Genomic DNA, 26,124 nt, shown 5'->3' with positions numbered 1-26,124 from the left:
CGCTGTCCTAGTGGCCTCCACCGGCCAAGCCCCTTTAAATCCTAATCAACATCCAAGCTCCAGGTGCCCGCGTTCCAATGTTTCAATGCCTCCGATGCCACAAAGGGGATCATGCCTTCCCCTTTCGCGGCCTCCTCTAGCACGGGCTTGGCCTGTGCAGGTCTATCACTGAGCAAGCAGATTGCCGCATTGACTCGAACATCCATGCGCGAGTGCGTCAACAGCGTCGCGAGCGCATCCCACCCCGCCTCGCCGTGGTCGCGCAACTTCTTGTAAGCGGCAATGTATCGCTTCGCATACTTGTTTCCGCCCTTACGGTCGCCACGCCAGATCGCATCTGTCTGCGCAGCCACGTTTCGGGCGAATTCCTCCGCGATGCTCTCCAATTCCATCACCAAACTCCCTTGCTGATATTCGCGATGGCACGTAGGCCAAACTCCCGCTGCGCCTCATAGGATTGAAGACTAAGCCACTGCCTGACCGTCAGACCCGACTTGGTAATACCCCATTGGACCGACGAATAAAACGCGCTTACCTTTCCGTGCAGCGCTTTGTCTAGCGCAATGACATTCTCGGTATTTTGCAGGGCCTCGCCGCCGAATCGATTCACGTTTCCCGGAGTCTGCTCCACGATGTGATGCCATTCCTTTCCCGGGCCCGCTGATCCCATGGCCGACTTGAAACCACTGTACGACCCCCATGCCCTGTGTCCGTTGGGGAGCAACTTACCCCGACTCGGCGCAGGACTCCCAGCGCCAACGCCCCGGGCAGCCATGGCCACGGCATGAGGCGCCAACACCATGCGGATCGTCCCCTCGGGCACAGAGACAATGACGCGCTCGGCTCCGGTTGCCGTCTCCAGCAGGACCAAGCCGGCACTAGCCGCGACTCTCTCCGACGCTTGGGCAAATCCGGGGAGCTTTGGGGCCCTGGAAGCGAGCGCCGCCGTTTCACCTATCGCCGCCGTCCCCACGATTACGAGAATCCGCACACTGTTGGGACCGATGACACGTCCGAAACGCTCGCCAATCTCGCGCAACTCCGCAAAGGTAGAGGCCCGGGGTGCATTTTCGTAAAGTTGCGCATACGCCCGCAGCAGGTCGAAGAATTCATAACCGAGATAACCCCACAAGGCGGCGCTAAACACCAGGGCCGCGCCCTTTGTCACCGGCTCGGGCACTGGCGCCACCAGCAGCGCCATATAAACCGTGATGCTAATGCTAAGCATTGCGAGCATTTGCGTAGGGTTGAGCATGGCTCGAACTTCCGCGTTTACGCCTTCCAGGGCTGGCCTTACCGCCAGGGCAAGCGCAAGGCTGCGCTTGTCGTCGTCTTGGAGGCGCGACCCGTCCTCAAACAATGTCAGGCAATCCCCTGGAGTGCCGCACCGCTCGCAAAATTGCCCATAGGACCGGGCCAGGTCTGATTGCCACGCTTCGCCGCTCAAGGGCGCGGAAGCCAACGCCAGCCTACGCCCGACATACAGAGGGGGGCGGGACGCGGCCACCCGAAGCGGCATGTCAAGCCAAAGGTTTGCCATGGCCACCGAAAACTCGGCGTCGCTCACCTGCACCGGCACGAAGTCCGTTGGCAGCTTGGTAAAGATAGCCTCTTCCTGGCTCCCGCCCTCGGCTTCCGACTCCAGCGCCCACGATTCAGGCTGGTCGTGCGGCACGCTCGGGGAGGAACGGTGCGCCGCGCCCATGGGGGCCCCTGTGGCGCACGCTGTAACCAGCATCAGCGCCGCCAGGGCCAGCGCCCCCACGCGCAAGGGCCGCTGAGTGCCCACGGGGCGAGTATCGACAAAACACCTAGACATTTCCGCACCTCTCCGGGCGAGCCGCCCGAGTTGAAAGCCAAACCCGCCGATTACAAAAAACGGCTGATAGCCAGGTCAAGCCGTCGGGTCTGGTGAGGTGCCGAAAACCCATTGGTTAGGTTGCGCTTCCCTCGGGCCGCACGGGGCGGCGGCACTACTCACTCGCGCTCGCCTCCTTGTTCTACAGGCGGGAACGTGACGTTCCCGAGGGGACGGTGCGGGGCCCCTCTGCCTCCCACAGCTTGAGGGTGCAGGGGCAGTCTGGTTGGCACGGGAGGGCTGCGCGGTCAAGAACGCCCTGGCCTACACGAGCGAAGGGCGCATCGTCATCGACATCGAGCCCACGGCGTGGACCCTCTCGGACACCGGCGCCGGCTTCGGCCGTGTCGAGTCCGGCAGGGAGGGCTTCGGCATCGGGCTGTCGCTGGTGGAGCGCTGGAGAGGCGGCGTACCAGCCGCCGCCTCTCGCAACGTGGACAGGGCGCGCAGGTCCAGGGCGCCGCTCTCGCCGGATTGGGGTGCCAGCGTGATGCACCCCGTGCCCTATGTCGCGCTGGTGGTGGAGAAGGCACCTGCCTTGGGCCGGCTCGCGGACCTGTTCGGACTGCTCAACCTTGTCGCCACCGTCTTCACGCAGGGGGAGTGACAGCACCGAGATGTACGCCGGTTCCTGTGCGTAGCGGCGCTGTGCTCATTGCTCAGGATTGGTCTGGGGCACAATTTGTGAAATCGTCTATCCCGATACCAGTTTGACGGAGTGTCCTTCCGGCCAACGGCTGGTCTACTTCTCCAACACCTGGTCGGGACTGGGCGACATCCCCGAGATGCGCGCCAGCAGCTGGTGTGGCGCGGTGGAGCAAGGGATGGCCTGGTCCAACGTTCATGATCCGATCACCTGGCGGATTCCCTACCTGGTGGAGCACTGCACGCCCGGGGTTTCATGGTCGTACTCTCACGCCTTTCCCGATGGGTCGCGCTACTACAGCCCCTCTTATCGAGGTATCGACCTGGTGTGTCAGTTACCTCTGTCTTCGCCGTAAGGAGGCGCGCAAAAATAAATTTTCAGTTTGGATGATTGGCGAGTCGCTGTAACTCCGCCTTCCACAGTCGGGCTCGTGCGCTGTTGCTACCGCCCGCGCCGGCCGTCACCAGCAGTTCCTTTCCGATCCTCTCGGTGTATTTTCGGGATCTGGACGCCAATCTGATCGAAGCCTCCGAGTACCTCGCCTCCAGCCCATGACCCAGACTGCTCCTCAGCCAGCCAGAAGCCCTCGGGGCGCCGTGGCCTCGAGCGCGGACAGGAGGCGGAGCGCGGCGTCATCGACCTCCCGCCGCCACGCGAGGCGCCAGGGCCGCAGAAGAGGTCCCGACGCGAGACGCTTCGCGACGAGCTCCCCCTTGCCGAGGTGGGGGCTGGCGATCCACTCGGAGAGCACCGCGATGCCCATGCCCGCACGTGTCACGTCGAGGATCGCCTCCGTGAGCGGCAGCCGCTCGAAGCGAAGCCTCGGCCTCGCCCGGCCGAACACGCTCGCCATGAACCAGTGCGACTCCGCCGGCGCGCCCTGCCCGATGAGGAGCGTGTTCTCGCACAGGTCCGCGGGCGTGAGCGTCTTGCGCGCCGCGAGCGGATGCGACGCCGACATGATGAACACGACCTCATCGGAGAAGATCCGGCGCTCCTCGAGCCTGCCGCGTGGGACCACCAACGTCGTGACGAGCGCGACGTCTATCTCCCCGGCCTCGAGCGCCGCGACGGGAGCGTACGTGTGCTCCACCGCCAGCGCGACCTCGAGCTCCGGCAGGCTCTTGCGCAGTCTCATGAGCGTGGACGGGAGCCAGTGGTACACGGTGTAGCACTCGCAAACGAGGCGGAGGCGCGTGGGCGGAGCCACCGGCGCGCGCACGAGATGCTCGAGGTCGCCCATCTCCACCAGAAGGCGCGTCGCGCCGGTGACGAGGCGCTGCCCCGCCGCGGTGGGGACGAGCCCGCGAGGCGTACGGTCGAAGAGGCGCGTGCCGAGCTTGTCCTCCGCCGCGAGGAGCGCACGGCTCACCGCGGGCTGCGTGAGGTGCAGCACGGACGCGGCCTGCGCCGTGCTGCCGGCGGAGGCCAGGGCGAGCACGACGCGCAGGTCGCGCACGTCGAGGCGGGGGCTCGGAGGGGGAGCAATGTCGTTCATGCATCGAGTCTATGCCAAGGATGCGTTGGACGCATTGCCCCGGGATGAGCAGAGTGACGCTCGTTCCGGCGAACGGAACGAGACCCACCCCTGGAGGAAATGCCATGCAACTCTATTATTCGCCCCTGGCCTGTTCGATGGCGGCCCGAATCGCGTTCTACGAGGCCGGCGCGGACGCCACGTTCATCGAGGTCGACCCGAAGACGAAGCTCACGCGCGACGGGAAGGACTTCCGGGACATCCATCCGCTCGGCCTCGTCCCGACCCTCCGCACCGATGATGGCGACATCCTCACGGAGAACGCGGCGATCCTTCAGTACGTGGCCGACTTCTTCCCCAGGGCGAAGCTCGCGCCGACGGACCGCATGGCGCGCGCCCGGTTGCACGAGTGGCTGTGCTTCATCGGGACCGAGCTACACAAGGCGCTCTTCGGGCCGCTCCTCGACGCGAAGGCCCCCGAGGGCGCGAAGGCCTACGCGCTGGAGAAGGGTACATCCCGCCTCTCCTATCTGGAGAAGCACCTGACCGGTCGCGAGTTCCTTCTCGACCGCTTCAGCGTCGCGGACGCGTACCTGTTCACGGTCCTGAACTGGTCCGTGGTGACGCCGGTCGACCTGAAGAAGTGGCCGGCGATCAGCGCATACGCCGCGCGCCTGAGGGACCGGCCGAGCGTGGCGAAGGCGTTCGCGGAGGAGCGGGCGCTCTACGCGGAGGAGCGGGCACGGCACAAGGCCACCGCTTGAACGAGGGCCACCCCAGTCACGGGCCGCGGGTGTTGGCGCGGAACCAGCCCGGCTCCGCGCGCACCACGGTGTTGCCCGTGAACATGCTGTGGCTCTTCCTCCCGGAGGAGGCCCTGGGTCACGAGCGGCTGCTCAGGGCTCTCCGGCGGCAGTCAGCTCGGCTGCTTCGTGGGATGGATGACTGGTCGACATCACGGTCAAGGCGCCCCGAAGAGCTGCGCGGGGCCATCCACGGACCACGCCGCGCGCGCCGTGAGGATGCCCGGGCTTCGCTCGGCGCAGACAACGTGGCGGGCAATATGACTTGACGGGAATATGAACCGATGAGTATATACGTGGCATGGAATCCTCGTTCGCGATCATCGCGGAGCCGAACCGCCGGGCCATCCTCAGCCTGCTGGCGTCGTCGGAGCGATCCGTCGGCGAGATCGAGCGCCAGCTGCGGATGCCTCAAACTTCGGTGTCCAAGCACCTCCGCGTGCTGCGCGAGGCCGGCTTCGTGGAGTCGCGCGTCGAAGCCCAGCGGCGCGTCTATCGGATCCGGCCCGAGCCGCTCATGGAGGTCGACGCCTGGCTCGCTCCGTTCCGGCGCTTCTGGACGGCCCACGTTGATGCGCTCGAACGCCATCTGGATCGGATGGGGCAGGCACCAGGGAAAGGAAAGAACCCATGAGAAACCGTGAGAGGTATGTGCCCGGCCCCGCGGCCGGAGCCGGGGTCAAGAAGGACGGCGAGAAGTGGACGCTCATTCTCGTCCGAGATCTCCGTCATCCGCCGGCGATGGTGTGGCAGGCGCTGACCGATCCTGCGCACCTGTCCGAATGGGCGCCGTTCGACGCCAATCGGAACCTGGCCGCCGTGGGGCCGGTGACGCTCTCGACGGTCGGGACGCCGACGCCGCAGGTCGCTGAGAGCACCGTGAAGCGGGCCGAGGCGCCGAGGCTGCTCGAGTACAGCTGGGGTGGCAACGACCTCCGGTGGGAGCTCGAACCGCTCGCCAGCGGCACGCGCCTCACGCTCTGGCACAACATCGATCGCCGCTTCATCTCGTGGGGCGCCGCGGGCTGGCACATCTGCTTCGACGTCCTTGATGGGCTCCTCACGGGTGAGCCGATTGGACGCATCGTCGGCGCCGAGGCCATGAAGTTCGGCGGCTGGCAGCGATTGATCGCCGAGTACGCAAAGCAGTTCGGCGCTGAGACCCCCGGTTAGCCGCCCAACGCCCCGAATCGTTGAAGTGTGGAGGAAGAACCCCATGGAATCGACCCTGCAGAAGCCGGCCCTCGTCGCCGCCAAGATCACCCCCAAAGCCAATACCATCGTCTATTGGCTCGTCACCGCGCTCTTCTGCCTGCAGATGGGCTTCACCGCCTACGCGCAACTGAGCCTGCCGCAGGTGGCGGAGGCGTTCACCCACCTCGGCTTCCCCGACTACTTCCGGGTGGAGCTCTCGTGGGCCAAGCTCCTCGGCGTGGTGCTGATGCTTGCGCCGGTGCCGGCGCGGCTCAAGGAGTGGGCCTACGCCGGCTTCGCCATCAACCTCGCCTCGGCGCTCATCGCCCACATCTCGGTGGGCGATGGCCCGGAGGCGTGGGGCTGGGCGGCGGCCACCGGCGTGCTCTGGGGGCTCTCGTACTTCTTCTGGCGCCGCCTGCAGGCCTCGCCGGCGAGCGCCTGACCGCGGCGATGCTGAGCCCGTTTCACGCTGAGCGCAGCTAGATAGGTGCGAGAGTTGGAGCCATACATGAAAAGGCCCGTCCCGGTGGAATCAGCCTCTGCATTGATTGACGAGAAGATCAGGGAACTTGGGGACTGGCGCGGGAAGATGCTCGCGAAAGTGCGCGAGCTCATACACGAGGCAGACCCTGAGATCGTCGAAGAGTGGAAGTGGATGGGGACTCCCGTCTGGTCCCACGGCGGCATCGTCTGCACGGGAGAGACGTACAAGAACGTCGTCAAGATGACCTTTCCCAAGGGAGCTGCGTTGAAGGACCCTTCAGGTCTATTCAACTCCAGCCTCGACGGGAATGTCAGGCGCGCCATCGACATCCACGAAGGCGACAAGGTCGATGAGGCGGCCTTGAAGGATCTCATCCGCGCTGCAGTGGTGCTCAATCTCGAGGGCAAGAGCAAGCCGAAGCCCCGGCGAGCGAGCAGCAAGCGGTCCGACTAGCGACATCGCAGATTGGGCTTGCCCCGGTTGCGTGGGGCAGGCTCAATCCCTGCCGATGAAGGCTTGCTCGGAGTCCAGCGCTTCGGTGCTTCGCGTTGGCGACGGGCCCCTATCTCACGCCATGCGCCTCACGGGCCGCGGGTGTTGGCGCGGAACCAGCCCGGCTCCGCGCGCACCACGGTGTTGCCCGTGAACATGCCCCGGGTGAACACCGGATCCTCGAAGAACACATAGGGATGCACGAGCTCGGGCCGGCTCGCGGCCTCCAGCCTGGCCGAGAGCGTCGGCGGCAGCGTGAAGTCGAGTGCACGCAGGTTGCTCTCGAGCTGCTCCAGCCTGCTCGCGCCGATGATGGTGGAGGCCACCGCGGGGCGAGTCGCCACCCAGTTGAGCGCCACCTGCGCGGGCGGGTGCCCCACCTCCTTCGCCACGGCGACGAGCTGCTCGACGATGGCCCACGGTCGGTCCTTCAAGAACTTGTCGGCAATGGGCAGACCGGTGGCCAGGAGCGCGTGGGCACGCCCCTCTCCTTTCAACCGCGAGCCCTCGCGCGTGTATTTGCCCGACAGGAGCCCTCCGGCGAGCGGGCTCCAGGGAACGACGGCCGCACCCAGCTCGAGTGCCGCGGGAATGTGCTCGCGCTCGATGTTGCGCTCGGCGAGCGAATACTCCAGTTGCAGCGCCGAGACCCGCTCCCAGCCGTTGCGCTCGGCCAGCGTCTGGGCCCGAGCGAAGTACCAGGCCGGCACGTCGGAGAGGCCGATGTACCGGACCTTGCCCTCGCGCACGAGGTCGGTCAGGGTCCGCATCACCTCTTCCACGGGCGTCAGGCCATCCCAGGCGTGGAGCCAGTACAGGTCCACGTAGTCCGTCTTGAGGCGGCGCAGCGAGCCTTCGAGCGCGCGGTAGATGTTCTTGCGCCCGTTGCCGCCCGCGTTGGGGTCTCCCGGCGAGGTGCCCATGGTGAACTTGGTGGCGATGACGGCCTGGTCTCGCCTGCCATGCTTCGCGAAGAAATCGCCGATGATGCGCTCGCTCGAGCCGGCGGTGTACGCATCCGCGGTGTCGATGAAGTTGCCGCCCGCCTCCAGGTAGCGCGCCAGGATTTGATGGGCGGTGCTCTCCGGGTTGCCCCAGCCGAAGTCGGTACCGAACGTCATGGTGCCCAGCGCCAGCGGGCTCACCCGGAGCCCCGAGCGGCCAAGCAGGTGGTACTGCGTCAGGGAATCAATGTGATGGGTAGACATGAGGGTGCTCTCGAGCCCTGGCAAGGTGTCTTGCCTTCGCGGTGTCGACAGGCCCTCTCAGGGGCCCGTCTTGCCGCTACAGATAGGGGGAAGCACTCCTGAGGGCGACCCGCTTCTTGCCCTGAACGCCAGGAACTAAGGCACGACTCCCGGCGCTTCGCTGGCCTCGACCTCCGCGCCGTAACGCAGCGACTCCCACGCGAGCATCACCTTCTTGCGCGCGGGGCCCCAGCGGTAGTCACCAAAGACGCCCGTCTTGCGCAACACGCGGTGGCAGGGGATGAGCAACGCCACGGGGTTGTCTCCCACCGCCGAGCCCACCGCTCGCACCGCTTTCGGGTTGCCGATGGCTTGGGCAAGGTCCTCATACGTGGCCACGTGGCCCGGGGAGATGCGCAGCAGCGCCTGCCACACCTGCACTTGAAAGGGCGTGCCCTTCACCAGCACTGACAGCGGCGTGGGCTCGCGCGGGGGCCGCGAGGGGAAGATGCGCTCCGCCCACGTGGCGGTCGCATCGCGGGACTCCATGAAGGTGGCACGCGGCCACTGCGCACGCAGCGACACCAGGGCCTCCTCCGCGGACTCGTCGGAGAGAAAATGCAGGCCGCAGATGCCACGCTCACAGACGGCGATGAGGCAGTCCCCGAAAGGCGACGGGTGGATGCCGTAGCGCACGGTGAGTCCCTCGCCGCCCAGCTTGAACTCGCCCGGTGTCATGGCGGTGAGGGTGACGAAGAGCTCGTGCAGCCGACCGCCGCCGGACAGGCCCACGGCGTAGGAGGTGTCGAGCACGCTGTGCCGCTCGGCCAGCAGGCGGCGGGCCGAAACGAACGTGTGCACCTGGAGGAAGCGCTTGGGGCTGATGCCCGCCCAGCGGGTGAAGAGGCGCTGGAAGTGGAAGGGGCTCAGGCCCACGTGCGCGGCGACGTCGTCCAGGGAGGGCTGCTCGCGCGCATGGGCGTCGAGGTAGAGGATGGCCTGCTCGATTCGGGCGTAGTCGCTGGTCGCCATGCTCCGGCTCCTGGGATGGGTGCTCCTGTACCCGGTATGGCCGCCAGGTCGCGCGGGAGCAACCCGGTTCTTGCGCTCCTTCGCGCCGCCAGATGCCGCAAGAAGCGGGTGGCTCGCCCGGTGCGGGTCTCCCCATCCTGCCGCGCGTTCTACCCACGTCTGGAACTTCGATGCGTCTCTACGACTATCTCCCCTCCGCCAATGGCTACAAGGTCCGACTCCTGCTCTCCTGGCTGGGCAGGCCCTATGAACTGGTGCCCGTGGACATCTTCGCCGGCGAGAGCCGCACGGAGGACTTCCTGCGGCGAAAGAATCCCGACGGGCGCATCCCCGTGCTCGAGCCCGAGCCGGGCCGCTTCCTGGCGGAGTCCAACGCCATCCTCCTCTACCTCGCGCGGGGCACGCGGTTCCTGCCGGAGGATGCCTTCGAGCGCGCCCAGGTCGACCAGTGGCTCTTCTTCGAGCAGAACAGTATCGAGCCCAACGTGGGCACGGTGCGCTTCTGGCACCTGACGGGCCGCGCGTCCCGCTACCCGGAAGTCTTCCGTCTGCGCGTGGAGCGAGGCCATGAGGCGCTCGCGGCCCTGGAGCGGCACCTTCGCGGGCGCACGTTCCTCGTAGGCGAGCGACCCACGGTCGCGGACATCGCGCTGTATGCGTACGCGCACGTGGCTCCCGAGGGCGGTTTCTCCCTGGAGCGCTCCCCCGCCGTGTCCGCGTGGCTGGAGCGCGTGAAGGCCCTGCCCGGCCACATCGGGGCGCTGGCGCCGTACTCCGCCAACGCGCACGTGACAGCCGCCTGAGGATCGCCGTCTTCCCGCCACACTACCGCGAAGGTAGTCGCCCCTGGTGAGGGCGCGTGCTCCTTCGGCGGCTGTACCACCACGGGCAAAAGTGGTGCGGCCCCCGCCCACTGCTCAGTGTCTTCTTTCTGCCGGGCGTCTGCCCCCGCCGCCACGCCTGCAACGTCGGCTCCGACACCCCCAGCCTCTCCACTACCGCCTTCACCGTTTCGCCCTTCTGCTGCGCGTACGCCAGGTAGCGCACCGCGAACGCGCGCGGCGGATTTGGAAATGGGCCTGGGCCTCCTTTGCGCCAAGCCCGCAGCCTTTCCACCTCCAGCCGGAACTGCTCCAACTCCTTCTCCGGGTCAGTCATATGGTTCCCGGGATGGCCTTTCCATAGACTGGAGCCTTGCTCGCGCTGGAGGGCGCGTCATGGCACTTCGTCTGACCGTCGCGGTCTTGCTGTTGGCGCTGTCCACCGGATGCGCCACTCCGCATGTGGTGCGGCTGGACACGGGGGAAGGGGCGCCCCTGGAGTACAGGCCGCATCCCTCGAGTAAGTCCGTGCAGGTGGACGCCGAAGTGTTCGAGGACGCACTGGCGCGGTTGGTGCTGAATACGCCCCTGGCCCTTCGCTCGCCCCGGCAGGGCTGGCTGGTGCGTGCCTCCTACCCCGGCGACGACACGGACAGTGGAAGGCAGCACCTGATGGGCAAGAGCTTCGGCGGCCTCTGCGCGGCGGGCCAACGCAGGGCGGACTGCCTCTCCCTGCTCGACGACGTGGTGGGCCTGAGTGAGTGGGACAAGCTGGGGATGGCGCTGGGCCTGTCGCTCGACCCCTTGAAAGAGAGCATCTCCCGGGCGGTGGAGGACACCCTGGCTCCCCAGCTCTTCTACACCCTCATCTCCACGGGCCTCATCACCTGGGCCGTCCTGGCGGCCAACCCCGAGCCCGTCTTCACCAAGGCCGCAGCCATCGTCTCCGCGGTGATGTTGATATACCTGGGAGTGGAGAGCTTCCTGGAGGTGGTGGATGCGAGCCGGGAGCTGAAGCGGGCCAGCGACAGGGCCACCACCACCCTGGAGTTGGAGCGGGCCGGCCGGCGATTCGCCCAACGGGTGGGACCGCAGATGGCGCGCGTCTTCGTCCTCGCGGTGACGGTGGCGGTGAGCCAGGGCATGACGGGGGGCGCCGCGTGGCTGGCGTCACGGCTGTCGATGCTACCCCACTTCCCAAAGGCAGCGGTGGTGGGAGCCTCACGGGTGGGTATCCACCTGGCGAACGTGGGACAGGTGAGCGAGGTGGCTGTCGTCGGGAGCACCGTGGTCATCTCCCTGCCCGCCACGGCGGTCGCTATGGCGGTACAGGGCCAGGGCGCAGGCCAGACGGCCAGCGCGGGAGGGCAGCTCCACCACATCATCTCCAAGCGCATCGCTGACGAGCTTGAGCGGCATCTCACACTCCGAGGCCATTACACCGCGAGGGATCCACGCTTCGTCACACGAGCTGCCGACAAGGCTTCTCACAACGGCTATCAGCAGTGGCATCGCGATGTGGATGACGAAGTCATCGCCTGGCTCAAGAGGTATGACGAAGCAACACCCGAGGAGTTCGAGGCCTTCTTGCGTCAGCTCTATAACCGGCCCGCGATGCGCGCGAGGTTCCCCGATGGCTTCTGACGTTCCCTCGTCTCCCATGCGTTTCTTCGTCTTGAAGAAGTCGAACAAAGGCCAGCACGACACCGAGTACAGCACGGTCAAGCCGAATATCGGCCCCGCGCTGAGCTGTCCTCAATGCGGGGGTCCTGTTGGGATGTTGAGCTGGCTACCTCCGTATCGGGTCGAGCTGGAACTCCACGGCAAGGATTTTGGAGATTTCATGGAAGGCCCTGGCGGCGATCTCCTGGTCACCGAGCGCTTCGCCGAAGATTTCAAGGCGGAGGGCTTGACGGGGCTCAGCGGCTTTCACCCTGTCGAGGTAGTACGTGTACGCCGCGGGCGGCGTGCTCCCCATCCGGCTCCACCACCTCGCTATCTCTTCGTCACCCCGGTCTACGGCTCCCCGGCATTGGACTTGGAGCGGAGCCGCTTCAAGAGCAACAAGCCCATGAAGCAGTGCACCTGGTGTCGCAAGATCACTCCTGACGCCATCGCTGGTCTCACCTTGGAGGAGGGCACTTGGAAGGGGGAAGATGTGTTCCGGCCGCGCGGCCTCTGGGGAGTGCTCATCGTCTCCGAGCGATTCATGCGCTTCGCCGAGCGCCATGCCATGAGTCACCTGACCCTGGTGCCCATCGAGAATTACGTCTGGGATCCACTGGGTCTCTACGAAGGCGAATACCTCTCATGAGCCCGAACAACCGCTATCCCAGCAGCAGTGGCCCATAAGCCCAGGTCCCCTGCCACGTTCCTCTGGGGAGGCGGCCTGGGCAGGCATGTGGGTCCCCACCTCATCGAGACCGACGTCGCTCCTCCCCTCGGCGGCGGCCTGCGCGAACTCGCCGAGCACCATCAACTTCGGGCAGTGGGGGCGCGCAGCCGATCCGCCAGACCTCGGTCCGCTCGCCGATCGGCTCGGCTACCAGGGGCAGTCGATGACTTCCACCACGCGCTGCTGGATGTTGGACAGGTGGCCGCCTGGGCCCTCGAGACGGAGGATCGGCGGGAGGGTGCCTTGCACGATGACCGGCGCTTCTATGAGCACGGACGCCCCGCTCGAGCTCGACAACCCCTCCCACCTCGACGCGCTCCTGCGGACCTACGAGCGCTTTCCAGAACTCCTCCCCTTGAGGCTGGCACCGCTTGAAAAGGCCGTGCTCCATACGGCTCAAGAGGCCTTGGCGAGCAGCACGTCACGCAGGAGCGCGCTCGCCGACGGGGCCTCCGGGTCACGCTCCAGCCAGCGGGGGACGGGCAGCCCCTTGGAGCGGAGGAAGGGCGCGTTGAAGAGCTTGCTCGCGTAGCGGTTGCCGGAGTCGCACAGCACGGTGACGACGGTGTGCCCCGGTCCCATCTTCCGGGCGAGGCGGATCGCACCGGCGACGTTGACGGCGCTGGAGCCCCCGAGGAAGAGGCCCTCGTGCTCGATGAGGTCGAAGAGGATGGGGAGGGCCTCTTCGTCGGAGACCTGGAAGGCCTCGTCGATGGGGGCGCCCTCGAGGTTGGCGGTGATGCGGCCCTGACCGATGCCCTCGGTGATGGAGGAGCCCTCGGCCTTGAGCTCGCCACGGGTGTACCAGTGGTAGAGCGCGGCACCCATGGGGTCTGCGAGTCCGATGACGATCTTCGGATTGCGCTCCTTGAGGGCCATGCCGACGCCAGCGAGCGTGCCGCCGGAGCCCACGGCGCAGATGAAACCATCCACGCGGCCCTCGGTCTGCCGCCAGATTTCGGGGCCCGTGGTCTCGATATGGGCCTGGCGGTTGGCGACGTTGTCGAACTGGTTGGCCCAGATGGCGCCGTGGGGCTCGCGGGCGTTGAGGGCCTCGGCGAGGCGGCCGGACACCTTCACGTAGTTGTTGGGGTCCTTGTAGGGGACGGCGGGGACCTCGATGAGCTCGGAGCCCATGAGCCGGAGCGTGTCCTTCTTCTCCTGGCTGTTGGTGTCGGGGATGACGATGACGGTGCGGTAGCCGAGCGCGTTGCCCACGAGCGCCAGGCCGATGCCGGTATTGCCGGCGGTGCCCTCGACGATGGTGCCGCCGGGGCGGAGCAGGCCGCGCGAGACGGCATCGCGGATGATGAAGAGGGCGGCGCGGTCCTTCACGGACTGGCCCGGGTTGAGGAACTCGGCCTTGCCGAGGATGGTGCAGCCGGTCAGCGCGGAGGCGCGCTCGAGCTTGATGAGGGGCGTGTTTCCGATGGCCGAGATGACGTCGTCGTGGATGTGCATGGGGGCAGCCGGAACCGTAATGCCCGAGCCCCCACGGGCTCAAGGTGTGCCACGGACCGGGGGATGGCTCCGAGTCCGCGAGGTCGACGCCACGGCGATGAATAGAAAGCTGAATAGAAAGAGGGGCGCTTTGGATCGCCAACCCCCGATAATTCAAAGGGTCTCTCGTTCGGATGCAAAGTTCGGTGAATAGAAAGGGCGCGAAATGGGCACCTGTCAGTTCGCCGCCAGGAAGTTGCGGACCTGGGCGGTGTGGTAGCGGACGAGGAGCGTGTTGATGAGAGGCAGGGCGCGTTCCACCATCTCCGCCGCCTGTCCCGGAGGCAGTCCGGTGAGCCGGTCGCTGAGCATCTGCGCCTCGCGCACGAACAGCGAGTACATGGCCTTCGTGTAGAGGAGCAGGTCGTCCACCCGGAAGCCCTGGGCCTCGGTGAAGCCCGCCTTCTTGAGCTGGCCCCACAACTCCACGAGGAAGGCGTCGTCGCGCGCCAGCACCGTGCGCCCGCCCTTCTCGCGTGTGACCAGCAGGCCCAGCTCCACCATGCGCTCCAGCTCCGCCCGGCTCACGCCCGCCTCCTTCAGCAGTGCCGCCGCGCTCACCGTGTCCGGCTGACCGACGACGCCAATCGAGGGCCCCAATCGCTGGCGCACCTCGGTGATGAGCTCGCGCTGCTTCGGGGTGAAGGCGTCATCGCGCTCCCCCAGCATGGCGCGGATGGCCTTGAGCGGCAGGAAGCGCTCTTCCTGGAGCTGGCGGATGAGGTGGAGCCGCTTCAGGTGCTGCTCTCCGTAGAAGGCCATGTTGCGGCCCGTCTTCTGTCCCTCCGGCAAGAGGCCCTGCTGGATGTAGAAATGCACCACCTGCCGCGACAGGCCCGCGCGCTCGCACAGGTCCTTCATGCGGTACGGAAAGGCGGAGCGATCCACCGCCGTTCGTCCTGGCCGCTCGGCCGCCGGGGTCCGACGCCGCTCGCCACGCGCCGCCATCACGGTACCTCCATGGGAGACCGGCACCACCGCCGGACCTCGCACGCTAACACCTGCCCATCCCGGGTGAAGCGTTGACCGGGCAACAGTGCGAGGGGCGGAGCCGGTGGGCGCCGCGAGTCCTGTGCGCTCGGCGTGTCTTCGTGAACTTGACGGAGCGTCAAGTGTCACTGGACACTTGATGCCGCCCCCCGCGGTCCTTCCTACCCCTGACTTCTTCCCTTCCGCTTCGCGAACATCCATGCGTCCGTTCTCTCCCGGAGTGCCGTGGTCCGTAGGCGTGTGCGCCCTGCTGCTGGTGTGCGGCGCGTGCGGCCCGAGCGAATTCGACACCACCCGCGTCCCCCCGCCGCCCGTCACCCTGGGTGAGGACTTCTTCGGCGTCCTGTGCGACCGCATGGGGGCGCTGTTGCTGCCAGAGGACCTCTCGGGAGCGGCCGTCCACGGCGTCTGCCATCCCGGGCCGGACGGCCAGTACGCGGCGAGCGTGGACACGGCGCGGCTGCCACCGTTGGTGGATGGCGCGGTGAACGCGGCCGGCGAGCCCGTGAGCCTGGCCACGCAGGAGGCGAAGCGGGCGGAGGCGCTGGCCCGGCTGGCGGAGCTGGCCCGGCAGCGTCCGCGCGTGGTGGCAGCGTTGGATGCGCTCTTCCCGGACGTGGAGGTGCCGGTGAGGGATGTGTCCAATCCGGACGTGGCGCTGACGTGCGGCCCGGCGAATCCGGAGCGGGCGCGGCTGCACGCGGAGCTGGCGGCGCTCCTGGGGCGGATGACGGCGATGTATGGCGACGGCACGCTGCCGGGCACGACGCGGGCGCTGGGCGCGTGGCTGGAGTCCTTCGCGAGCTCGCCCGAGGCCACCCAGGCGTTGGCCGAGCTCGCGGCGCGCCAGGGCTACCAGCCTCCGGAGCGGACGCTCGGGGCCCTGCGGCCGCTGCTCGCATACGCGGGGATGCGGGACCTGTTGGATGCCAGCACGCGCGTGGTGGCTCCCAGCCCCGCTCCCGGGCCCGCGCGCACCGCGTTCACGTCGATGCTGGAGGTGGCACACCACGCGCTGCGGACCGTGGAGCCCGAGCAGGCTCGCGCGCCGCTGTCGGTGACCCATGACAACGTCACGGGGCGGGACGTGTTGTCGCGCCCGCGCACGGCGACGGAGTTGCTGTCCACGCTGATGCTCACCGAGGCGGGACCCGCGCCCTCCGGGTCTCCGGTGCTCGCCCCGCGGCGTGACCGGCGTGGAGTGGCGGCGGTGACCTCGGTGGGGTTGCCCTTCGTGGACGCGGATGCGGATGGCCTGCCGGATGTGGACGGGCTCGGCCGGTTCGTCCCGGGCTCCGCCGCGCCGGTGCCCTCGCCCTTCCCCGTGCCGGGCGTGCGGGACACGGCGGTGCGGGACGCCGAGGGCCGTGCGCTCTCCGGACCGGGCGGCTCACCGCTGTATGCCTACGTCGATGCCCGGCGCACGCTGCTGGGGCAGATGCTCTCCGAGGTGCGGCCGATGATGACCTCGGACGACACGCACCCGCGCAGCACGGTGATGCAGTTGCTGGACGGTCTGCCGGTGGTGCTGGGGGGGCGCGACGGTGCGAAGTCGAGCACGCACGAGTACCCGCCCGTGACGGTGGCGTATGACGCCTTCCACGCGGACGAGGCGCCGGTGCTGGACCTGATGCATGCGGGGGCGCAGCTGCTGGGGCACCCGTCCGCGGATGACACGCTGGTGATGACGCGCAAGCTGGTGACGGACCATCCCGGCGACCTGGCGCGGCTGGTGGGACTGCTGCGGGCCCTCCTGCGCTCGGTGGACGCGCACCCGGAGGCGGAGCTGAAGGAGGGCAACACGCTGCGGGATGACCTGGTGGACGTGCTGGTGGAGATCTCCCGCGAGCCGGGGCTGCTGGAGGACATCGTGAAGGCGCTGGCGCAGCCCGACTCCCAGGGGCTGGGGTCGGCGTTCGCGAGCTTCATGGAGCACCGCGACGGCATCGACTACGACCGGAACGCGCTCAACGGACCGCCGAGGAACGAGACCGCGGGGGACAATGGCAACCCGCGCACCCTGGTGGACCGGACGCAGCCGGACGTCGGGCTGAACCAGAGCCTGTTGCAGCGCTTCCTCCGCATCGTGCACGACTCGAACGGAGTGACGTTCTGCAACAAGGCCGGCGCGGTGGTGCACGCGCGCGGGGTGCCGCTCGCGGGCAACCTCGATCTGCCGTTGTTCGGCGGGACCTACAAGGAGTGCGAGGTCTTCAAGGTCGACAACATGGCGGTGTTCTACCTGCAGTCCATGGTGGGCAAGGCCCGGCTGTACATGCGGCCGTCCATCATCCGGGATGGCGTCCTCGGCATCGGTGCCACGACCGTGAGCGTGATGGAGCAGTCCAGTGGCATCAACGGCTTCTGGGATGCGGGCAGCAGCAGGACGCTCCGGCCAAAGACCGAGTGGCTCGGCCGGATGATCGTGTTCGACCAGATGAACGACAGCCCCACCTCCAGTGGGAAGAACTACATCACCAACCGCTTCCTGAAGGATTTGCAGGGGACGAACATCGGCAGCTCGGTGTGTCCGGAGCGGGTCATCGACGATCCGGACCCGGACGCGGAGGACGCCGCGCCGGATGGAAAGGTCCGGGGCCTGCGTTCCTGCGCGGCGGATGAGTGGTTCCCCGTCCGTAACCCGGACACGCTGCTGATGTTGGAGACGGAGGGCTTCTTCAAGGCAATTCGTCCCCTGTTACTCGCCTTCACGAGCCGTGACCGGGAGGACCTATTCATCCAGATGATGGAGGTGATGCACCGGCACTGGATGAGTGACCAGGCTCCGGCGAAGGACTGCAAGCTGACGAGCAATCCGGATGACCCGCGCTCCCGTTGCTCGCGAGCGGGCGCGGAGCGGCTCGAGCCGCTGCTGGCGGAGCTGCTGCGCGGGGACGCCATCGGAAGCCTCCAGTCGGTGGTGCCGAAGCTCCAGGCCCTCCAGGTGCCGCACTGCACGGCGGTGGATGCGCGGACGAAGCACTGCACGCGCACCGAGATGCGGGATGGGGTGAAGGTGCTGTCGGAGCTGATGCGGACGGCCATCGACCCGGCCCGGGCCCAGGCGGTGGGCCTGACGAACCGGCGCGGCGACTCGATGCACGTGCGGCAGGACGGGGTGACGCGGCAGCAGGTGACGCCGCTGTCGCTGGCGCTCGATGCGCTCTCGGCGATGGATGACGCATTCGACCGTGACGCGGCCGAGCACCCCGATGAGCCGGACCGGCGCGAGGCATTCGAGGACGCGGCGTCGCGGCTGGCGGACCAGTTCCTCGCGGTGCGGGGCGAGCGCGAGACATCGCAGTTCGTGAACCCGCTGACGTCGCGGTTGCTGCCACCGGCCATCGACCTGCTGCGCTCGGAGCTGTACGCGCACTGCCCGGAGACGTGGACGCCGCCGTACGCGCGGTGCACCTGGATGCGGGACGAGGTGACACAGCAGGCCGAGGACATGCTGGGTGGCCCGGTGTTCGCGACGACGTGGGACTTCCTGGATGCGGCACGGCGGGACGCGGCGCTGTGGGCGCAGGTGGAGGGGCTGACGGGCTACCTGTTGAATTCAGACGCTCCGGAGTCCTGGCCGGCGGTGCTGGGGACGGCGGTGGACGCGGTGCAGTTGCTGGCCTCGGAGGGGAAGAATCGCGTGCCACTGGCGCACCTGGCGGCGAAGGCGTTGAAGCCGGAGGACCTGGTGGACGCGACGCTGGTGCTGGGCCGCCGGGTGGCGGGCAAGGTGTACGCGGAGGACGGGAAGACCCAGGTGTGCGCGAGGGAGATGGACCCGCATGAGTTGATGACCGGGGTGCTCGCCAGACTGGTGACGCCCACGGCGATACCGGGTGAGTCGGTGCCACGGACACCTCTGGAGATGCTCACGGAAGCGGTGTCGGAGGTCCAGCGGGTGGTGCCCGGACAGGCGGGGGCGCGCTCGGCGGAGGACTACCAGCGCATCGCTCGGGAGTTGGTGTCGTTCCTGGTGGATCCGGAGCACGGGCTGGAGCGGTTCTATGCGGTGGCGAACAAGGCTGGAGGTGCGCCGTGAAGGTGCTCGGGTCCATGACCTCTCTGTCGGTTCCAGCGGTCCTCCTGGGGGCGCTCCTCGTCGCGCCGCTCGCGAGCGCCAGCGGCCTGTACGTGGGAGACCGTGGTGTGCGCCCACTCGGGCGCGGAGGGGCTTTCGTCGCGGGCGCGGATGACCTGGGAGCGCTCTGGTACAACCCGGCGGGCCTAGTGGACGCGGGTTCGAGCGTGCTGTTCGACGGCTCCTGGGTGCGCTTCTCCACGGACTTCACGCGACGGGTGGAGGTGACGAACGGCGCGGGCGCCTCGCAGGTGAGCGAGCTGCCCTCGGTGCGGGGCTCGTCCGAGTTCCTGCCCATCCCCACCGTGGCGGGCTCCTGGGTCTTCGGTGAGCGCAAGCAGCTCGTGGTGGCCGCGGGCGTGCTGGCGCCGCAGATGGCGGTGATGAGCTACCCGCTGGCGCTGGAGGACGGAACGCCTGCCCCCTCCCGCTACTCACTGGTCACGCTGGATGGCTCGCTGCTGGTCATTCCCGGGGTGTCGGCGGCGTACCGGCCTTTCGAGTTCCTCCAGGTGGGCGCGGGCGTGAACGTGCTCACGGGCAGCTTCGTGACGCAGACCGTGTTCAACACGAGCCCTCCAGAGCGGCTGCTCTCGGCACCGGAGGATCCGTCCTACGACGCGCTGGCGGAGCTGAGGGCCACGGGCCTGCTGGCGCCGAGCGCCAACGCCGGCATCCTCGTGCGTCCGGCGAAGTGGCTGCGCGTGGGGCTGAGCGGACAGCTCGGGTACACGCTGGATGCACCGGCCACGGTGCGGGTGCGATTGCCGAGCGCGGCGGTGTTCGCGCAGGCGCGGCAGGAGGGCGATGGGGCGCGGCTGAAGCTCACGCTGCCGGCGATCCTCCGGGCGGGCGTGGAGGTGCGGCCTTTCGAGGCATTGAGGGTGGAGCTGGGCTATGCGCGCGAGCTGTGGTCCTCGCACGAGTCCATCGACATCCTGCCGGAGGACGTGCGCATCTACGATGTGGCGGGCATCCCGAGCCCGTTCAACGTGCCGGCCATGTCGATTCCACGCCGGTTCAAGGACAGCCAGTCGTTCCGGCTGGGAGGCGAGTACACCCTGTCAGCGGGCAGCGCGTTCGCGCTCGATGTGCGGGCGGGCGTCAGCTACGAGCAGAGCGCGATCCCCTCGGCCTACCTGGCCCCGCTGACGGTGGACTCGGACAAGGTGACGGGTTCGGTGGGTCTGGGTCTAAGGTTGGGGGAGCGCTTGCACCTGGATGCGGTGTACTCGCGAGCGTTCGGCGGGCAGCGCGAGGTGACGACCACGGAGGCCGCGGTGCCACGCATCAACCCGATGGCTGGCGAGGACTTCCCGACGGCGCCCGTGAACGCGGGCAGCTATCAGGTCCAGTCGAGCATTCTCGGCTTCGGTCTTCGGTATCAGCTCTAGAAGGGCAATACCCTCACCCTGGCCCTCTCCCAGAGGGAGAGGGGACATACGCAGTCCACACGCCATGAACCCAGTTCTTCTCACCCTCTTGATGCCGGGTCTCCTGATGACCGCACCCGCTACTCCCTCGTCCTCGGACCTTCCGACCCTCGCTCGACTTCCGCTGGAGCAACGTCGTGCCCACGTGAAGGCGCTCTCGCGCGAGGCGCTGGCGGAGCTGTTCGCGGCGACATCGGCCAGGACGCTCCTGGAGGCGGGGAAGGCCTCCGCCGCTCAGCTGGGCACCTATGAGACGCGCGTGGTGAAGCGCGAGCGGGTCTCCGGCGAGCTGCACAAGCCGCAAACCATCCAGCTGGCGGTCCGGCAGTCGCCTCGGGCCCTGCGGCTGGAGGTGCTGTCCGGACCCGCCAAGGGACGGAAGGTCATCTACGACTCCTCGGTGAAGAAGAACGAGCTTCGGGTCCGCGAGGCGGGTGTGCTGGGCATTGCTGGCGCGGTGTGGATCGACATGAACGGTGGGCTCGCCCGGGGCGACACGAACCACCCCATCACGGATTTCTCCTTCACGTCGATCCTCGGCATGCTGGAGGACTGCTTCGCGAAGGGCGAGTCGGTGGGCGGATACGCTCGGAAGGACGAGGGCTTCGACGCGGCGGGGCGCTACTGCATCACCTTCAACGCCCCCGCCGGAGGGCAGCACCTGTATGCGACGCGGGCGCGCATCTGCGTGGAGCCGGTGCTGGCCCTGCCGGTGGTGCTGGAGATCGACGACGCGCGCGGGCCACTGGAGCGCTTCGACTTCAGTGACGTGCAGCCGTTCTCCAAGGCCGACTTCTCTCCGTCGTCACTTTGAGCGGGCCGGCAGGGCGGTGAGCCCGGCCTTCCATCGCTGGAGCAGCTCGCTCGTGTCGTGCTCCCACGGGTGGAAGCCGGGCCGGTAGTAGCTCAGGTAGGGGCCGATGAGCCCGAGCATCCCGCCGGGCTGGATGAACAGGAAGCGCACGAGGCCGAACCACTCGCGCACTGAGAAGAGGATCTTCTCCGAGTGCATCAGCCGGACCTGATGCTCGAGGATCTTGGCCGAGAAGATCACCGTTGTCAGGAGCATGATGAGACAGCGTTCCAGCCAGGGAGAGCCGATGGCGCGGTAGACGTCGAACGCCACGGCCTTGTGCTCGTTCTCCTCGGCGGCATGCCAGCGCCAGAGCTCGGCCATGCGTGAGTCGGCGTTCTCCAGCATCCGAGGACCCCTCAGGACGAGGGTCGCCAGCAGGGCCGTGAAGTGTTCCAGCGCGCAGGTGACCGCGAGCTGCCGCCGCCGAGGCGCGTGTTTCGTGACCCGCCGAAGGATCCGCTCCACCCGTTGCTCCATGGCCACCACCGGGTAGCCATTCCTGACGAGCATCTGGTTGTACCGGACGTGTTCCCGGCTGTGATGACCCTCCTGGGCGCAGAAGGCGTCCACCTCACGCTTCAGCGGCTCGTCCGGTACCTGGTTCCGGAACGCCTTCACACTGGCCAGGAAGAAGCGCTCGCCCGCTGGGAAGAACACCGACAGGTTGTCGAAGAAGAGCGTCACCGACCGCCTGCCGCCGTGCCAGTACTTCGGCACGTCCGTGAGGTCGAAACGGAAGTCGCGTACTTCCGGCGTTTCTCTCCTGGGAGCCCCGGTCATCATCATGGAATCGTCCACCTTTCGTTGCGCTTCTCCGCTGTGAGCAGGATTCGGATCGCGGTGATCGCGGACTCGACGTCCGGCGGATCTCCGGTGATGGCATCTCGGTACAGGAACGACTCGCCGATGCGGATGATGACGTAGGCCAGCGCATCCAGGTCCATCGCTGGCCGGATGTGGCCCTTCTGTACGCCGTCCTCCAACGCCGCCCGGACACATGCCGTATTGCGCTGCTCCACCGTGCTGCTCTTCGACATCAGGATGCGCATCGCGTACTCGGCGTCCTGCTGCACGAACAGCCGGAGCGGCTCGTTCTCCACGATGAGGTGGATCATCCGCTGCGTGATGTCGGCGATGAACTCGGGCCCTTCGCCACGGGCCTCGCTCCGGGCGGTGTTGAGCGCGAACTCGAACTGCGAGGAGATGACCTCTCCATAGAGCAGCTCGCGGGTGCCAACCCACCGGAAGACCGTGGCGCGGCTGACGCCCAGCTCCTGGGCCATGCGCCCGATGTCGAAGCGCTCGCCCTTGTTCCACCACTCCAGCGCGAGGGCGAACAGCGCCTGGGGCGTGGCCTTCGCGGGCGCTTCGAGCCGCCGGGTGAGCGGGGTCTCGGGGGCACTCCGCTGTTTGGAGCGCGAGCGTTTCATGCCGTGGAGCCTGGCATCGTCATCTTCTGCCGCCTCCGCCGAGCGCCCGCCACCAGGATGCGCTGGTAGAGGGTGGGCATCAACCGCTGCATCAGGTCGATGAGGATGGCATCGAGGCCAATGAGCTGGCGCCGCCGGTTCTTGAGGATGGCGGCGACGATGTGGGAGGCGGCACGCGCTGGCGTGGTGGCGAAGAGCTTCTCGAAGTCCGCGGCCGAGCGCTCGTCCACCCAACCCTGACGGTGGATCATCCGGGCGCTCCGGGCGATGTTGGTCTGGATTCCACCGGGGTGGACGCACGTGACACCGATGGGGAGGTCCTCGACCTCCAGCTCCTGGCGCAGCGCTTCCGTGAAGCCCTTCACCGCGAACTTCGCGGCGTTGTAGGCCGACTGGGTCGGGAAGCCGATGAGTCCGAAGACGCTCGAGATGTTGACGATGTGGCCCTCGCCCGCCGCCTTGAGGTGCGGCAGGAAGGCCTTGGTGCCGTGCACCACGCCCCAGAAGTTGATGTTCATGAGCCACTCGAAGTCCTCGTACCGGGTGTCTTCGAGGGTGGCGCCCAGGCCGACGCCAGCGTTGTTGATGATGATGTGGACGGCGCCCAGGTCGCGTGCCACGTCATCGGCCCAGGTATGTACCGCCTGACGTTGCGCGACATCCAAGCGCGCCGTGCGCACCTGGACGCCGTGGTTCCGGCATCGCTCCGCCGTCTCCGCGAGGCCCTGTTCATTCACGTCGGAGAGCGCCACGTGGCAGCCGTGCTGGGCGAGCAGCACCGCTGTCTCGCGGCCGATCCCCGAACCCGCACCCGTGATGGCCGCGACCCTTCCCTTCAATGACTTCATGGGCTGACTCCGTCGAAATGGGTGCGCAGCAGGGCTGCGATTTCCACCACCGCGTCGCGGCAGGCCTGGCTCACCCCGGTCATGTTGGCGAAACCGTGGATGAGGCTGTCGAAGCGGCGCAGCCGGGCCGGCGTGCCGGCGGCCTGGAGCGCGCGGGCATAGGCTTCACCCTCGTCCCGCAGTGGATCGAACCCGGCGGTGACCACCAGTGCCGGGGGCAGGCCGGACAGGTCGCGGCACACGAGCGGAGAGAGCCTCGGGTCCGGTCCTTCGCTGCGGAAGGCGCCCATGTAATGCATCTGGTACCACGCGACATCCGCCCGCGTGAGGAAGAATCCCTCGGCGAAGTGCTCCAGCGATTCCCGGTCGACGGTGCGATCCACCGCCGGGTAGAGCAGGAACTGCAGCGCGGGGCGGGGAGTTCCGTCTCGGACGGCGAGCTGGGAGACGACGGCGGCCAGGTTTCCACCCGCGCTGTCGCCGCCCACCGCCACCCGTGCCGGGTCCGCTCCCAGCTCCCCGGCGTGCGCGCAGGCCCAGGCGAACGCGGCGGTCACATCCTCCAGTGCCGCGGGAAAGGGATGCTCGGGCGCGAGCCTGTAATCGATGGAGAGGACGTGCAGGCCGGCGTGACGGCACAGCAGCCGGCAGGCGGAGTCGTGGGTGTCCAGGTCTCCCAGGACGAAGCCGCCGCCGTGGAGGAACACGAGCATCGGTCTTCGCGCCGCGCCATCCACTGGAGCGTAGTGGCGGGCCTTGAGCGGACCGTGCGCCACATCCAGCACGAGCTCCCGTACCGCTCCGACCTCGATGGGCTCGCCCGCGTGCACCAGCGCCTCGCGGCGCATGCGGCGGCGTGCCTCCGCCGGTGGCAGGGTCGATACATCCACGGCGCCCATGCGCTTGCGCAGCGCGAGCAGCAGTTGCAGCTCCGGATGGAGGGTGAGGCCGTTGCGCTCCACCGGCGGCGTCCCCGAGAGGAAGCGCTGGAGGTGGTGTGGCAGGCGCAGGAGGGTGCGCGCGACGCGGTGCTCGACCCGCTCCTTGAGCGAGAGTGTGTTTTCAGCCATGGGCGAGTCTCCTGGGGCGCTCGTGGAGCACGGCGGCCGGCTGGACGTGGCGGGTGATGGCGACGTACTCGGAGGGCTCGAAGCGCTCCACGCGGCGCCTGAACGTGGAGATGAGCCCCGGCCACAAGGTGGAGTTGCGCCCCGTGGCATCGAGGTACCAGCTCGCGCATCCGCCCTGGTTCCACACCGTGCCGCTCATTCGCGTGTCGACGTACCGGACGAACTCCGCCTGGGCTTCGGCCGTCGGCTCCACGGCGGCCAGGCCCCGGCCCTCCAGGTAGCGCAGCGCACCGAGCACGTGCTCGATCTGTCCCTCGAGCATCAGGAGGACCGAGCTGTGTCCGAGCCCGGTGTTGGGCCCCTGGAGCATGAAGAAGTTGGGGAAGCCGCTCACCGTGGTGCCGAGGTGCGCCGTCATGGTCCGGCCCCACGTCTCCTTCAGCGTGCGTCCATCCCGTCCCCGGATGTGGTGGGCGATCGGCAGATCCTGCACCTGGAATCCGGTGCCGAAGATGATGGCATCGACCTGCCGCTCGGTGCCGTCCGCGAGGACGAGGGAGTGTTCGCGCACCTCGCGCAGCTGCCCGGTGACGAGCTCGACGTTCTCATGGGTGAGCGAGGCGAGGTAGTCATCCGAGATGAGGACGCGCTTGCAGCCCATCGTGTAGTCGGGGAGGAGTCTGGCCCTCAGCTCCGGATCGGGAACGGACCGCTCCAGGTGCCGCACGGCGAGCCGCTGGGCGAGCTTCAGGAGCCAGGGGTGTATGAACCCGAAGGCCATCAGCTCGCGGAACATGTAGAGGAGCCAGCGCGTGAGGCGCTGCGCTCCCGGCACCGTCCGGTACACCCACTGCATCCGTGCGCTGATGGCGCGGTCTCCCCGGGGCAGGACCCACGGGGGTGTGCGCTGGACGAGGACCAGCTTGCCCACCTCCGGTTGAATGCGGGGAACGAACTGGATGGCGGAGGCGCCGGTGCCGATGACGGCCACCTTGCGTCCGGCGAGGGTGTACTGGTGGTCCCACCGCGCGGAGTGCATCACCTTGCCCTGGAACTTCTCGAGGCCCGGCAGCTTGGGGATGGCCGGGTCGCTCAAGGCGCCCGCGGCGGAGACGAAGACGTCCGCGGTGAAGCGTCCCCCCGAGGTCTCGATGTGCCAGCGCTGCGCCGCATCATCCCAGCGCGCATCGAGGACCGTGTGACCCAGGCGGAGGTGCGGCCGGATCGCGAACCTGTCGGCGCAGTCGCGCAGGTAGGCGTGGATCTCCGCTTGGGGTGAGTAGGCGTGAGACCAGTTCGGATTCGGTGCGAACGAGAACGAATAGAGGTGGGACTGCACGTCGCACGCGCAGCCCGGGTACGAGTTGTCGCGCCAGACGCCGCCGACCTCCCACGCGCGCTCGAAGACCACGAAGTCCTCGATTCCCTCCTGCTTGAGCCGGATGGCCAGGCCCAGGCCGCTGAAGCCGCTTCCGGCGATGGCGACGTGAAAGTGTGCGGACATGATCGAATCCGCATTATGTC

The 26,124-nt window shown here is 67.7% G+C and carries 25 protein-coding genes and 1 pseudogene; 14 read left to right on the top strand and 12 right to left on the bottom strand.

Features of this window, described 5'->3' with window-relative positions; translation table 11 throughout:
• Positions 1 to 41 precede the first annotated feature (41 nt).
• Both JRI60_RS49665 and sitA5 (JRI60_RS49660) read right to left on the bottom strand, forming a co-directional pair.
• Positions 42 to 392: a DUF2019 domain-containing protein gene (locus JRI60_RS49665; RefSeq protein ID WP_204223151.1), complete on the bottom strand. Its 351-nt coding sequence runs from the start codon at positions 390 to 392 to the stop codon at positions 42 to 44.
• On the bottom strand, positions 392 to 1,819 hold the full coding sequence (gene sitA5 / locus JRI60_RS49660; protein ID WP_430384353.1) for a SitA5 family polymorphic toxin: 1,428 nt from the start codon (positions 1,817 to 1,819) through the stop codon (positions 392 to 394). Before sitA5 (JRI60_RS49660) ends, JRI60_RS49665 begins: the two co-directional genes overlap by 1 nt.
• Positions 1,820 to 2,084: 265 nt before the next feature.
• On the opposite strand from sitA5 (JRI60_RS49660), the gene JRI60_RS54165 reads away from it, so the two are divergent.
• Both JRI60_RS54165 and JRI60_RS49650 read left to right on the top strand, forming a co-directional pair.
• Positions 2,085 to 2,465: a hypothetical protein gene (locus tag JRI60_RS54165; protein WP_239470196.1), complete on the top strand. Its 381-nt coding sequence runs from the start codon at positions 2,085 to 2,087 to the stop codon at positions 2,463 to 2,465.
• Between the two features lie 103 nt (positions 2,466 to 2,568).
• A complete protein-coding gene (locus JRI60_RS49650; protein ID WP_204223149.1) occupies positions 2,569 to 2,859 on the top strand; it encodes a hypothetical protein in 291 nt (96 codons plus the stop codon).
• 213 nt (positions 2,860 to 3,072) lie between these two features.
• On the opposite strand, the gene JRI60_RS49640 is transcribed toward JRI60_RS49650, so the two are convergent.
• Positions 3,073 to 4,002, bottom strand: a complete 930-nt coding sequence (locus JRI60_RS49640; RefSeq protein WP_204223148.1) for a LysR family transcriptional regulator — start codon at positions 4,000 to 4,002, stop codon at positions 3,073 to 3,075.
• 104 nt (positions 4,003 to 4,106) lie between these two features.
• On the opposite strand from JRI60_RS49640, the gene JRI60_RS49635 reads away from it, so the two are divergent.
• The 5 genes from JRI60_RS49635 to JRI60_RS49615 all read left to right on the top strand — a co-directional run bounded on the left by JRI60_RS49635 (position 4,107) and on the right by JRI60_RS49615 (position 6,918).
• A complete protein-coding gene (locus JRI60_RS49635) occupies positions 4,107 to 4,745 on the top strand; it encodes a glutathione binding-like protein (protein ID WP_204223147.1) in 639 nt (212 codons plus the stop codon).
• Positions 4,746 to 5,085: 340 nt separating this feature from the next.
• Positions 5,086 to 5,418, top strand: a complete 333-nt coding sequence (locus JRI60_RS49630) for an ArsR/SmtB family transcription factor (protein WP_204223146.1) — start codon at positions 5,086 to 5,088, stop codon at positions 5,416 to 5,418.
• Complete coding sequence (locus JRI60_RS49625) at positions 5,415 to 5,957, top strand: SRPBCC family protein (protein ID WP_204223145.1); 543 nt, start codon at positions 5,415 to 5,417, stop codon at positions 5,955 to 5,957. The genes JRI60_RS49630 and JRI60_RS49625 overlap by 4 nt, the downstream gene beginning before the upstream one ends.
• A gap of 43 nt (positions 5,958 to 6,000) precedes the next feature.
• Positions 6,001 to 6,423, top strand: coding sequence for a DoxX family protein (locus JRI60_RS49620; RefSeq protein ID WP_204223144.1), 423 nt, complete (start codon positions 6,001 to 6,003; stop codon positions 6,421 to 6,423).
• Positions 6,424 to 6,489: 66 nt separating this feature from the next.
• Complete coding sequence (locus tag JRI60_RS49615; RefSeq protein WP_204223143.1) at positions 6,490 to 6,918, top strand: DUF1801 domain-containing protein; 429 nt, start codon at positions 6,490 to 6,492, stop codon at positions 6,916 to 6,918.
• A gap of 128 nt (positions 6,919 to 7,046) precedes the next feature.
• On the opposite strand, the gene JRI60_RS49610 is transcribed toward JRI60_RS49615, so the two are convergent.
• Positions 7,047 to 8,165: an aldo/keto reductase gene (locus JRI60_RS49610; RefSeq protein ID WP_204223142.1), complete on the bottom strand. Its 1,119-nt coding sequence runs from the start codon at positions 8,163 to 8,165 to the stop codon at positions 7,047 to 7,049.
• A 135-nt stretch (positions 8,166 to 8,300) separates the two neighbouring features.
• A complete protein-coding gene (locus JRI60_RS49605; RefSeq protein WP_204223141.1) occupies positions 8,301 to 9,176 on the bottom strand; it encodes a methylated-DNA--[protein]-cysteine S-methyltransferase in 876 nt (291 codons plus the stop codon).
• Between the two features lie 170 nt (positions 9,177 to 9,346).
• Here JRI60_RS49605 and JRI60_RS49600 point away from each other — a divergent pair, with 170 nt between their 5' ends.
• From JRI60_RS49600 to JRI60_RS54900, 4 genes and pseudogenes are all read left to right on the top strand, one after another.
• Positions 9,347 to 9,979 (top strand): glutathione S-transferase family protein, encoded by a 633-nt coding sequence (locus JRI60_RS49600; protein WP_204223140.1) that lies wholly within the window; start codon positions 9,347 to 9,349, stop codon positions 9,977 to 9,979.
• Between the two features lie 414 nt (positions 9,980 to 10,393).
• Positions 10,394 to 11,641, top strand: a complete 1,248-nt coding sequence (gene sitA5, locus JRI60_RS49595; protein WP_239470926.1) for a SitA5 family polymorphic toxin — start codon at positions 10,394 to 10,396, stop codon at positions 11,639 to 11,641.
• A 16-nt stretch (positions 11,642 to 11,657) separates the two neighbouring features.
• Positions 11,658 to 12,311, top strand: coding sequence for a hypothetical protein (locus tag JRI60_RS49590; RefSeq protein ID WP_239470195.1), 654 nt, complete (start codon positions 11,658 to 11,660; stop codon positions 12,309 to 12,311).
• A 331-nt stretch (positions 12,312 to 12,642) separates the two neighbouring features.
• Positions 12,643 to 12,705: pseudogene (locus tag JRI60_RS54900) on the top strand (hypothetical protein); the annotation flags it as partial.
• Positions 12,706 to 12,788: 83 nt separating this feature from the next.
• On the opposite strand, the gene JRI60_RS49585 reads toward JRI60_RS54900, so the two are convergent.
• Positions 12,789 to 13,853, bottom strand: a complete 1,065-nt coding sequence (locus JRI60_RS49585) for a cysteine synthase A (protein ID WP_204223138.1) — start codon at positions 13,851 to 13,853, stop codon at positions 12,789 to 12,791.
• A gap of 216 nt (positions 13,854 to 14,069) precedes the next feature.
• Positions 14,070 to 14,840, bottom strand: a complete 771-nt coding sequence (locus tag JRI60_RS49580) for a MerR family transcriptional regulator (protein ID WP_204223137.1) — start codon at positions 14,838 to 14,840, stop codon at positions 14,070 to 14,072.
• A 241-nt stretch (positions 14,841 to 15,081) separates the two neighbouring features.
• On the opposite strand from JRI60_RS49580, the gene JRI60_RS49575 reads away from it, so the two are divergent.
• The 3 genes from JRI60_RS49575 to JRI60_RS49565 all read left to right on the top strand — a co-directional run bounded on the left by JRI60_RS49575 (position 15,082) and on the right by JRI60_RS49565 (position 21,210).
• Positions 15,082 to 18,924: a hypothetical protein gene (locus JRI60_RS49575; protein ID WP_204223136.1), complete on the top strand. Its 3,843-nt coding sequence runs from the start codon at positions 15,082 to 15,084 to the stop codon at positions 18,922 to 18,924.
• On the top strand, positions 18,921 to 20,357 hold the full coding sequence (locus JRI60_RS49570) for an OmpP1/FadL family transporter (RefSeq protein WP_204223135.1): 1,437 nt from the start codon (positions 18,921 to 18,923) through the stop codon (positions 20,355 to 20,357). Before JRI60_RS49575 ends, JRI60_RS49570 begins: the two co-directional genes overlap by 4 nt.
• 64 nt (positions 20,358 to 20,421) lie before the next feature.
• Positions 20,422 to 21,210, top strand: coding sequence for a DUF1571 domain-containing protein (locus JRI60_RS49565; RefSeq protein WP_204223134.1), 789 nt, complete (start codon positions 20,422 to 20,424; stop codon positions 21,208 to 21,210).
• On the opposite strand, the gene JRI60_RS49560 is transcribed toward JRI60_RS49565, so the two are convergent.
• Genes JRI60_RS49560 through JRI60_RS49540 form a run of 5 tightly spaced genes read right to left on the bottom strand, consistent with a single transcriptional unit; the run spans position 21,202 to position 26,104 of the window.
• On the bottom strand, positions 21,202 to 22,038 hold the full coding sequence (locus JRI60_RS49560; RefSeq protein WP_204223133.1) for a metal-dependent hydrolase: 837 nt from the start codon (positions 22,036 to 22,038) through the stop codon (positions 21,202 to 21,204). The two genes, JRI60_RS49565 and JRI60_RS49560, sit on opposite strands and share 9 nt — an antisense overlap.
• Positions 22,035 to 22,682 carry a QsdR family transcriptional regulator gene (locus JRI60_RS49555; protein ID WP_204223132.1) on the bottom strand — a complete coding sequence of 216 codons (648 nt, stop codon included), beginning with the start codon at positions 22,680 to 22,682 and terminating at the stop codon, positions 22,035 to 22,037. Before JRI60_RS49555 ends, JRI60_RS49560 begins: the two co-directional genes overlap by 4 nt.
• Positions 22,679 to 23,530, bottom strand: coding sequence for an SDR family NAD(P)-dependent oxidoreductase (locus tag JRI60_RS49550; protein WP_204223131.1), 852 nt, complete (start codon positions 23,528 to 23,530; stop codon positions 22,679 to 22,681). The genes JRI60_RS49555 and JRI60_RS49550 overlap by 4 nt, the downstream gene beginning before the upstream one ends.
• The gene (locus JRI60_RS49545; protein ID WP_204223130.1) at positions 23,527 to 24,600 is read right to left on the bottom strand and encodes an alpha/beta hydrolase; all 1,074 of its coding nucleotides are present in this window, start codon (positions 24,598 to 24,600) and stop codon (positions 23,527 to 23,529) included. Before JRI60_RS49545 ends, JRI60_RS49550 begins: the two co-directional genes overlap by 4 nt.
• A complete protein-coding gene (locus JRI60_RS49540; RefSeq protein WP_204223129.1) occupies positions 24,593 to 26,104 on the bottom strand; it encodes a flavin-containing monooxygenase in 1,512 nt (503 codons plus the stop codon). The genes JRI60_RS49545 and JRI60_RS49540 overlap by 8 nt, the downstream gene beginning before the upstream one ends.
• Positions 26,105 to 26,124: the final 20 nt, after the last annotated feature.

This window comes from Archangium violaceum (assembly GCF_016887565.1).
Classification (GTDB): Bacteria; Myxococcota; Myxococcia; order Myxococcales; family Myxococcaceae; genus Archangium; species Archangium violaceum_B.
This window is presented reverse-complemented; position numbering and strand designations above follow the sequence as displayed.

What these genes read in the sequence shown, in the direction of transcription:
- JRI60_RS49665 (WP_204223151.1), bottom strand. Translation starts at nt 392, where the DNA reads ATGGAATTGGAGAGCATCGCGGAGGAATTCGCCCGAAACGTGGCTGCG.
- sitA5 (WP_430384353.1), bottom strand. Translation starts at nt 1,819, where the DNA reads ATGTCTAGGTGTTTTGTCGATACTCGCCCCGTGGGCACTCAGCGGCCC.
- JRI60_RS49640 (WP_204223148.1), bottom strand. Translation starts at nt 4,002, where the DNA reads ATGAACGACATTGCTCCCCCTCCGAGCCCCCGCCTCGACGTGCGCGAC.
- JRI60_RS49635 (WP_204223147.1), top strand. Translation starts at nt 4,107, where the DNA reads ATGCAACTCTATTATTCGCCCCTGGCCTGTTCGATGGCGGCCCGAATC.
- JRI60_RS49630 (WP_204223146.1), top strand. Translation starts at nt 5,086, where the DNA reads ATGGAATCCTCGTTCGCGATCATCGCGGAGCCGAACCGCCGGGCCATC.
- JRI60_RS49625 (WP_204223145.1), top strand. Translation starts at nt 5,415, where the DNA reads ATGAGAAACCGTGAGAGGTATGTGCCCGGCCCCGCGGCCGGAGCCGGG.
- JRI60_RS49620 (WP_204223144.1), top strand. Translation starts at nt 6,001, where the DNA reads ATGGAATCGACCCTGCAGAAGCCGGCCCTCGTCGCCGCCAAGATCACC.
- JRI60_RS49615 (WP_204223143.1), top strand. Translation starts at nt 6,490, where the DNA reads ATGAAAAGGCCCGTCCCGGTGGAATCAGCCTCTGCATTGATTGACGAG.
- JRI60_RS49610 (WP_204223142.1), bottom strand. Translation starts at nt 8,165, where the DNA reads ATGTCTACCCATCACATTGATTCCCTGACGCAGTACCACCTGCTTGGC.
- JRI60_RS49605 (WP_204223141.1), bottom strand. Translation starts at nt 9,176, where the DNA reads ATGGCGACCAGCGACTACGCCCGAATCGAGCAGGCCATCCTCTACCTC.
- JRI60_RS49600 (WP_204223140.1), top strand. Translation starts at nt 9,347, where the DNA reads ATGCGTCTCTACGACTATCTCCCCTCCGCCAATGGCTACAAGGTCCGA.
- sitA5 (WP_239470926.1), top strand. Translation starts at nt 10,394, where the DNA reads ATGGCACTTCGTCTGACCGTCGCGGTCTTGCTGTTGGCGCTGTCCACC.
- JRI60_RS49590 (WP_239470195.1), top strand. Translation starts at nt 11,658, where the DNA reads ATGCGTTTCTTCGTCTTGAAGAAGTCGAACAAAGGCCAGCACGACACC.
- JRI60_RS49585 (WP_204223138.1), bottom strand. Translation starts at nt 13,853, where the DNA reads ATGCACATCCACGACGACGTCATCTCGGCCATCGGAAACACGCCCCTC.
- JRI60_RS49580 (WP_204223137.1), bottom strand. Translation starts at nt 14,840, where the DNA reads ATGGCGGCGCGTGGCGAGCGGCGTCGGACCCCGGCGGCCGAGCGGCCA.
- JRI60_RS49575 (WP_204223136.1), top strand. Translation starts at nt 15,082, where the DNA reads ATGCGTCCGTTCTCTCCCGGAGTGCCGTGGTCCGTAGGCGTGTGCGCC.
- JRI60_RS49565 (WP_204223134.1), top strand. Translation starts at nt 20,422, where the DNA reads ATGAACCCAGTTCTTCTCACCCTCTTGATGCCGGGTCTCCTGATGACC.
- JRI60_RS49560 (WP_204223133.1), bottom strand. Translation starts at nt 22,038, where the DNA reads ATGATGATGACCGGGGCTCCCAGGAGAGAAACGCCGGAAGTACGCGAC.
- JRI60_RS49555 (WP_204223132.1), bottom strand. Translation starts at nt 22,682, where the DNA reads ATGAAACGCTCGCGCTCCAAACAGCGGAGTGCCCCCGAGACCCCGCTC.
- JRI60_RS49550 (WP_204223131.1), bottom strand. Translation starts at nt 23,530, where the DNA reads ATGAAGTCATTGAAGGGAAGGGTCGCGGCCATCACGGGTGCGGGTTCG.
- JRI60_RS49545 (WP_204223130.1), bottom strand. Translation starts at nt 24,600, where the DNA reads ATGGCTGAAAACACACTCTCGCTCAAGGAGCGGGTCGAGCACCGCGTC.
- JRI60_RS49540 (WP_204223129.1), bottom strand. Translation starts at nt 26,104, where the DNA reads ATGTCCGCACACTTTCACGTCGCCATCGCCGGAAGCGGCTTCAGCGGC.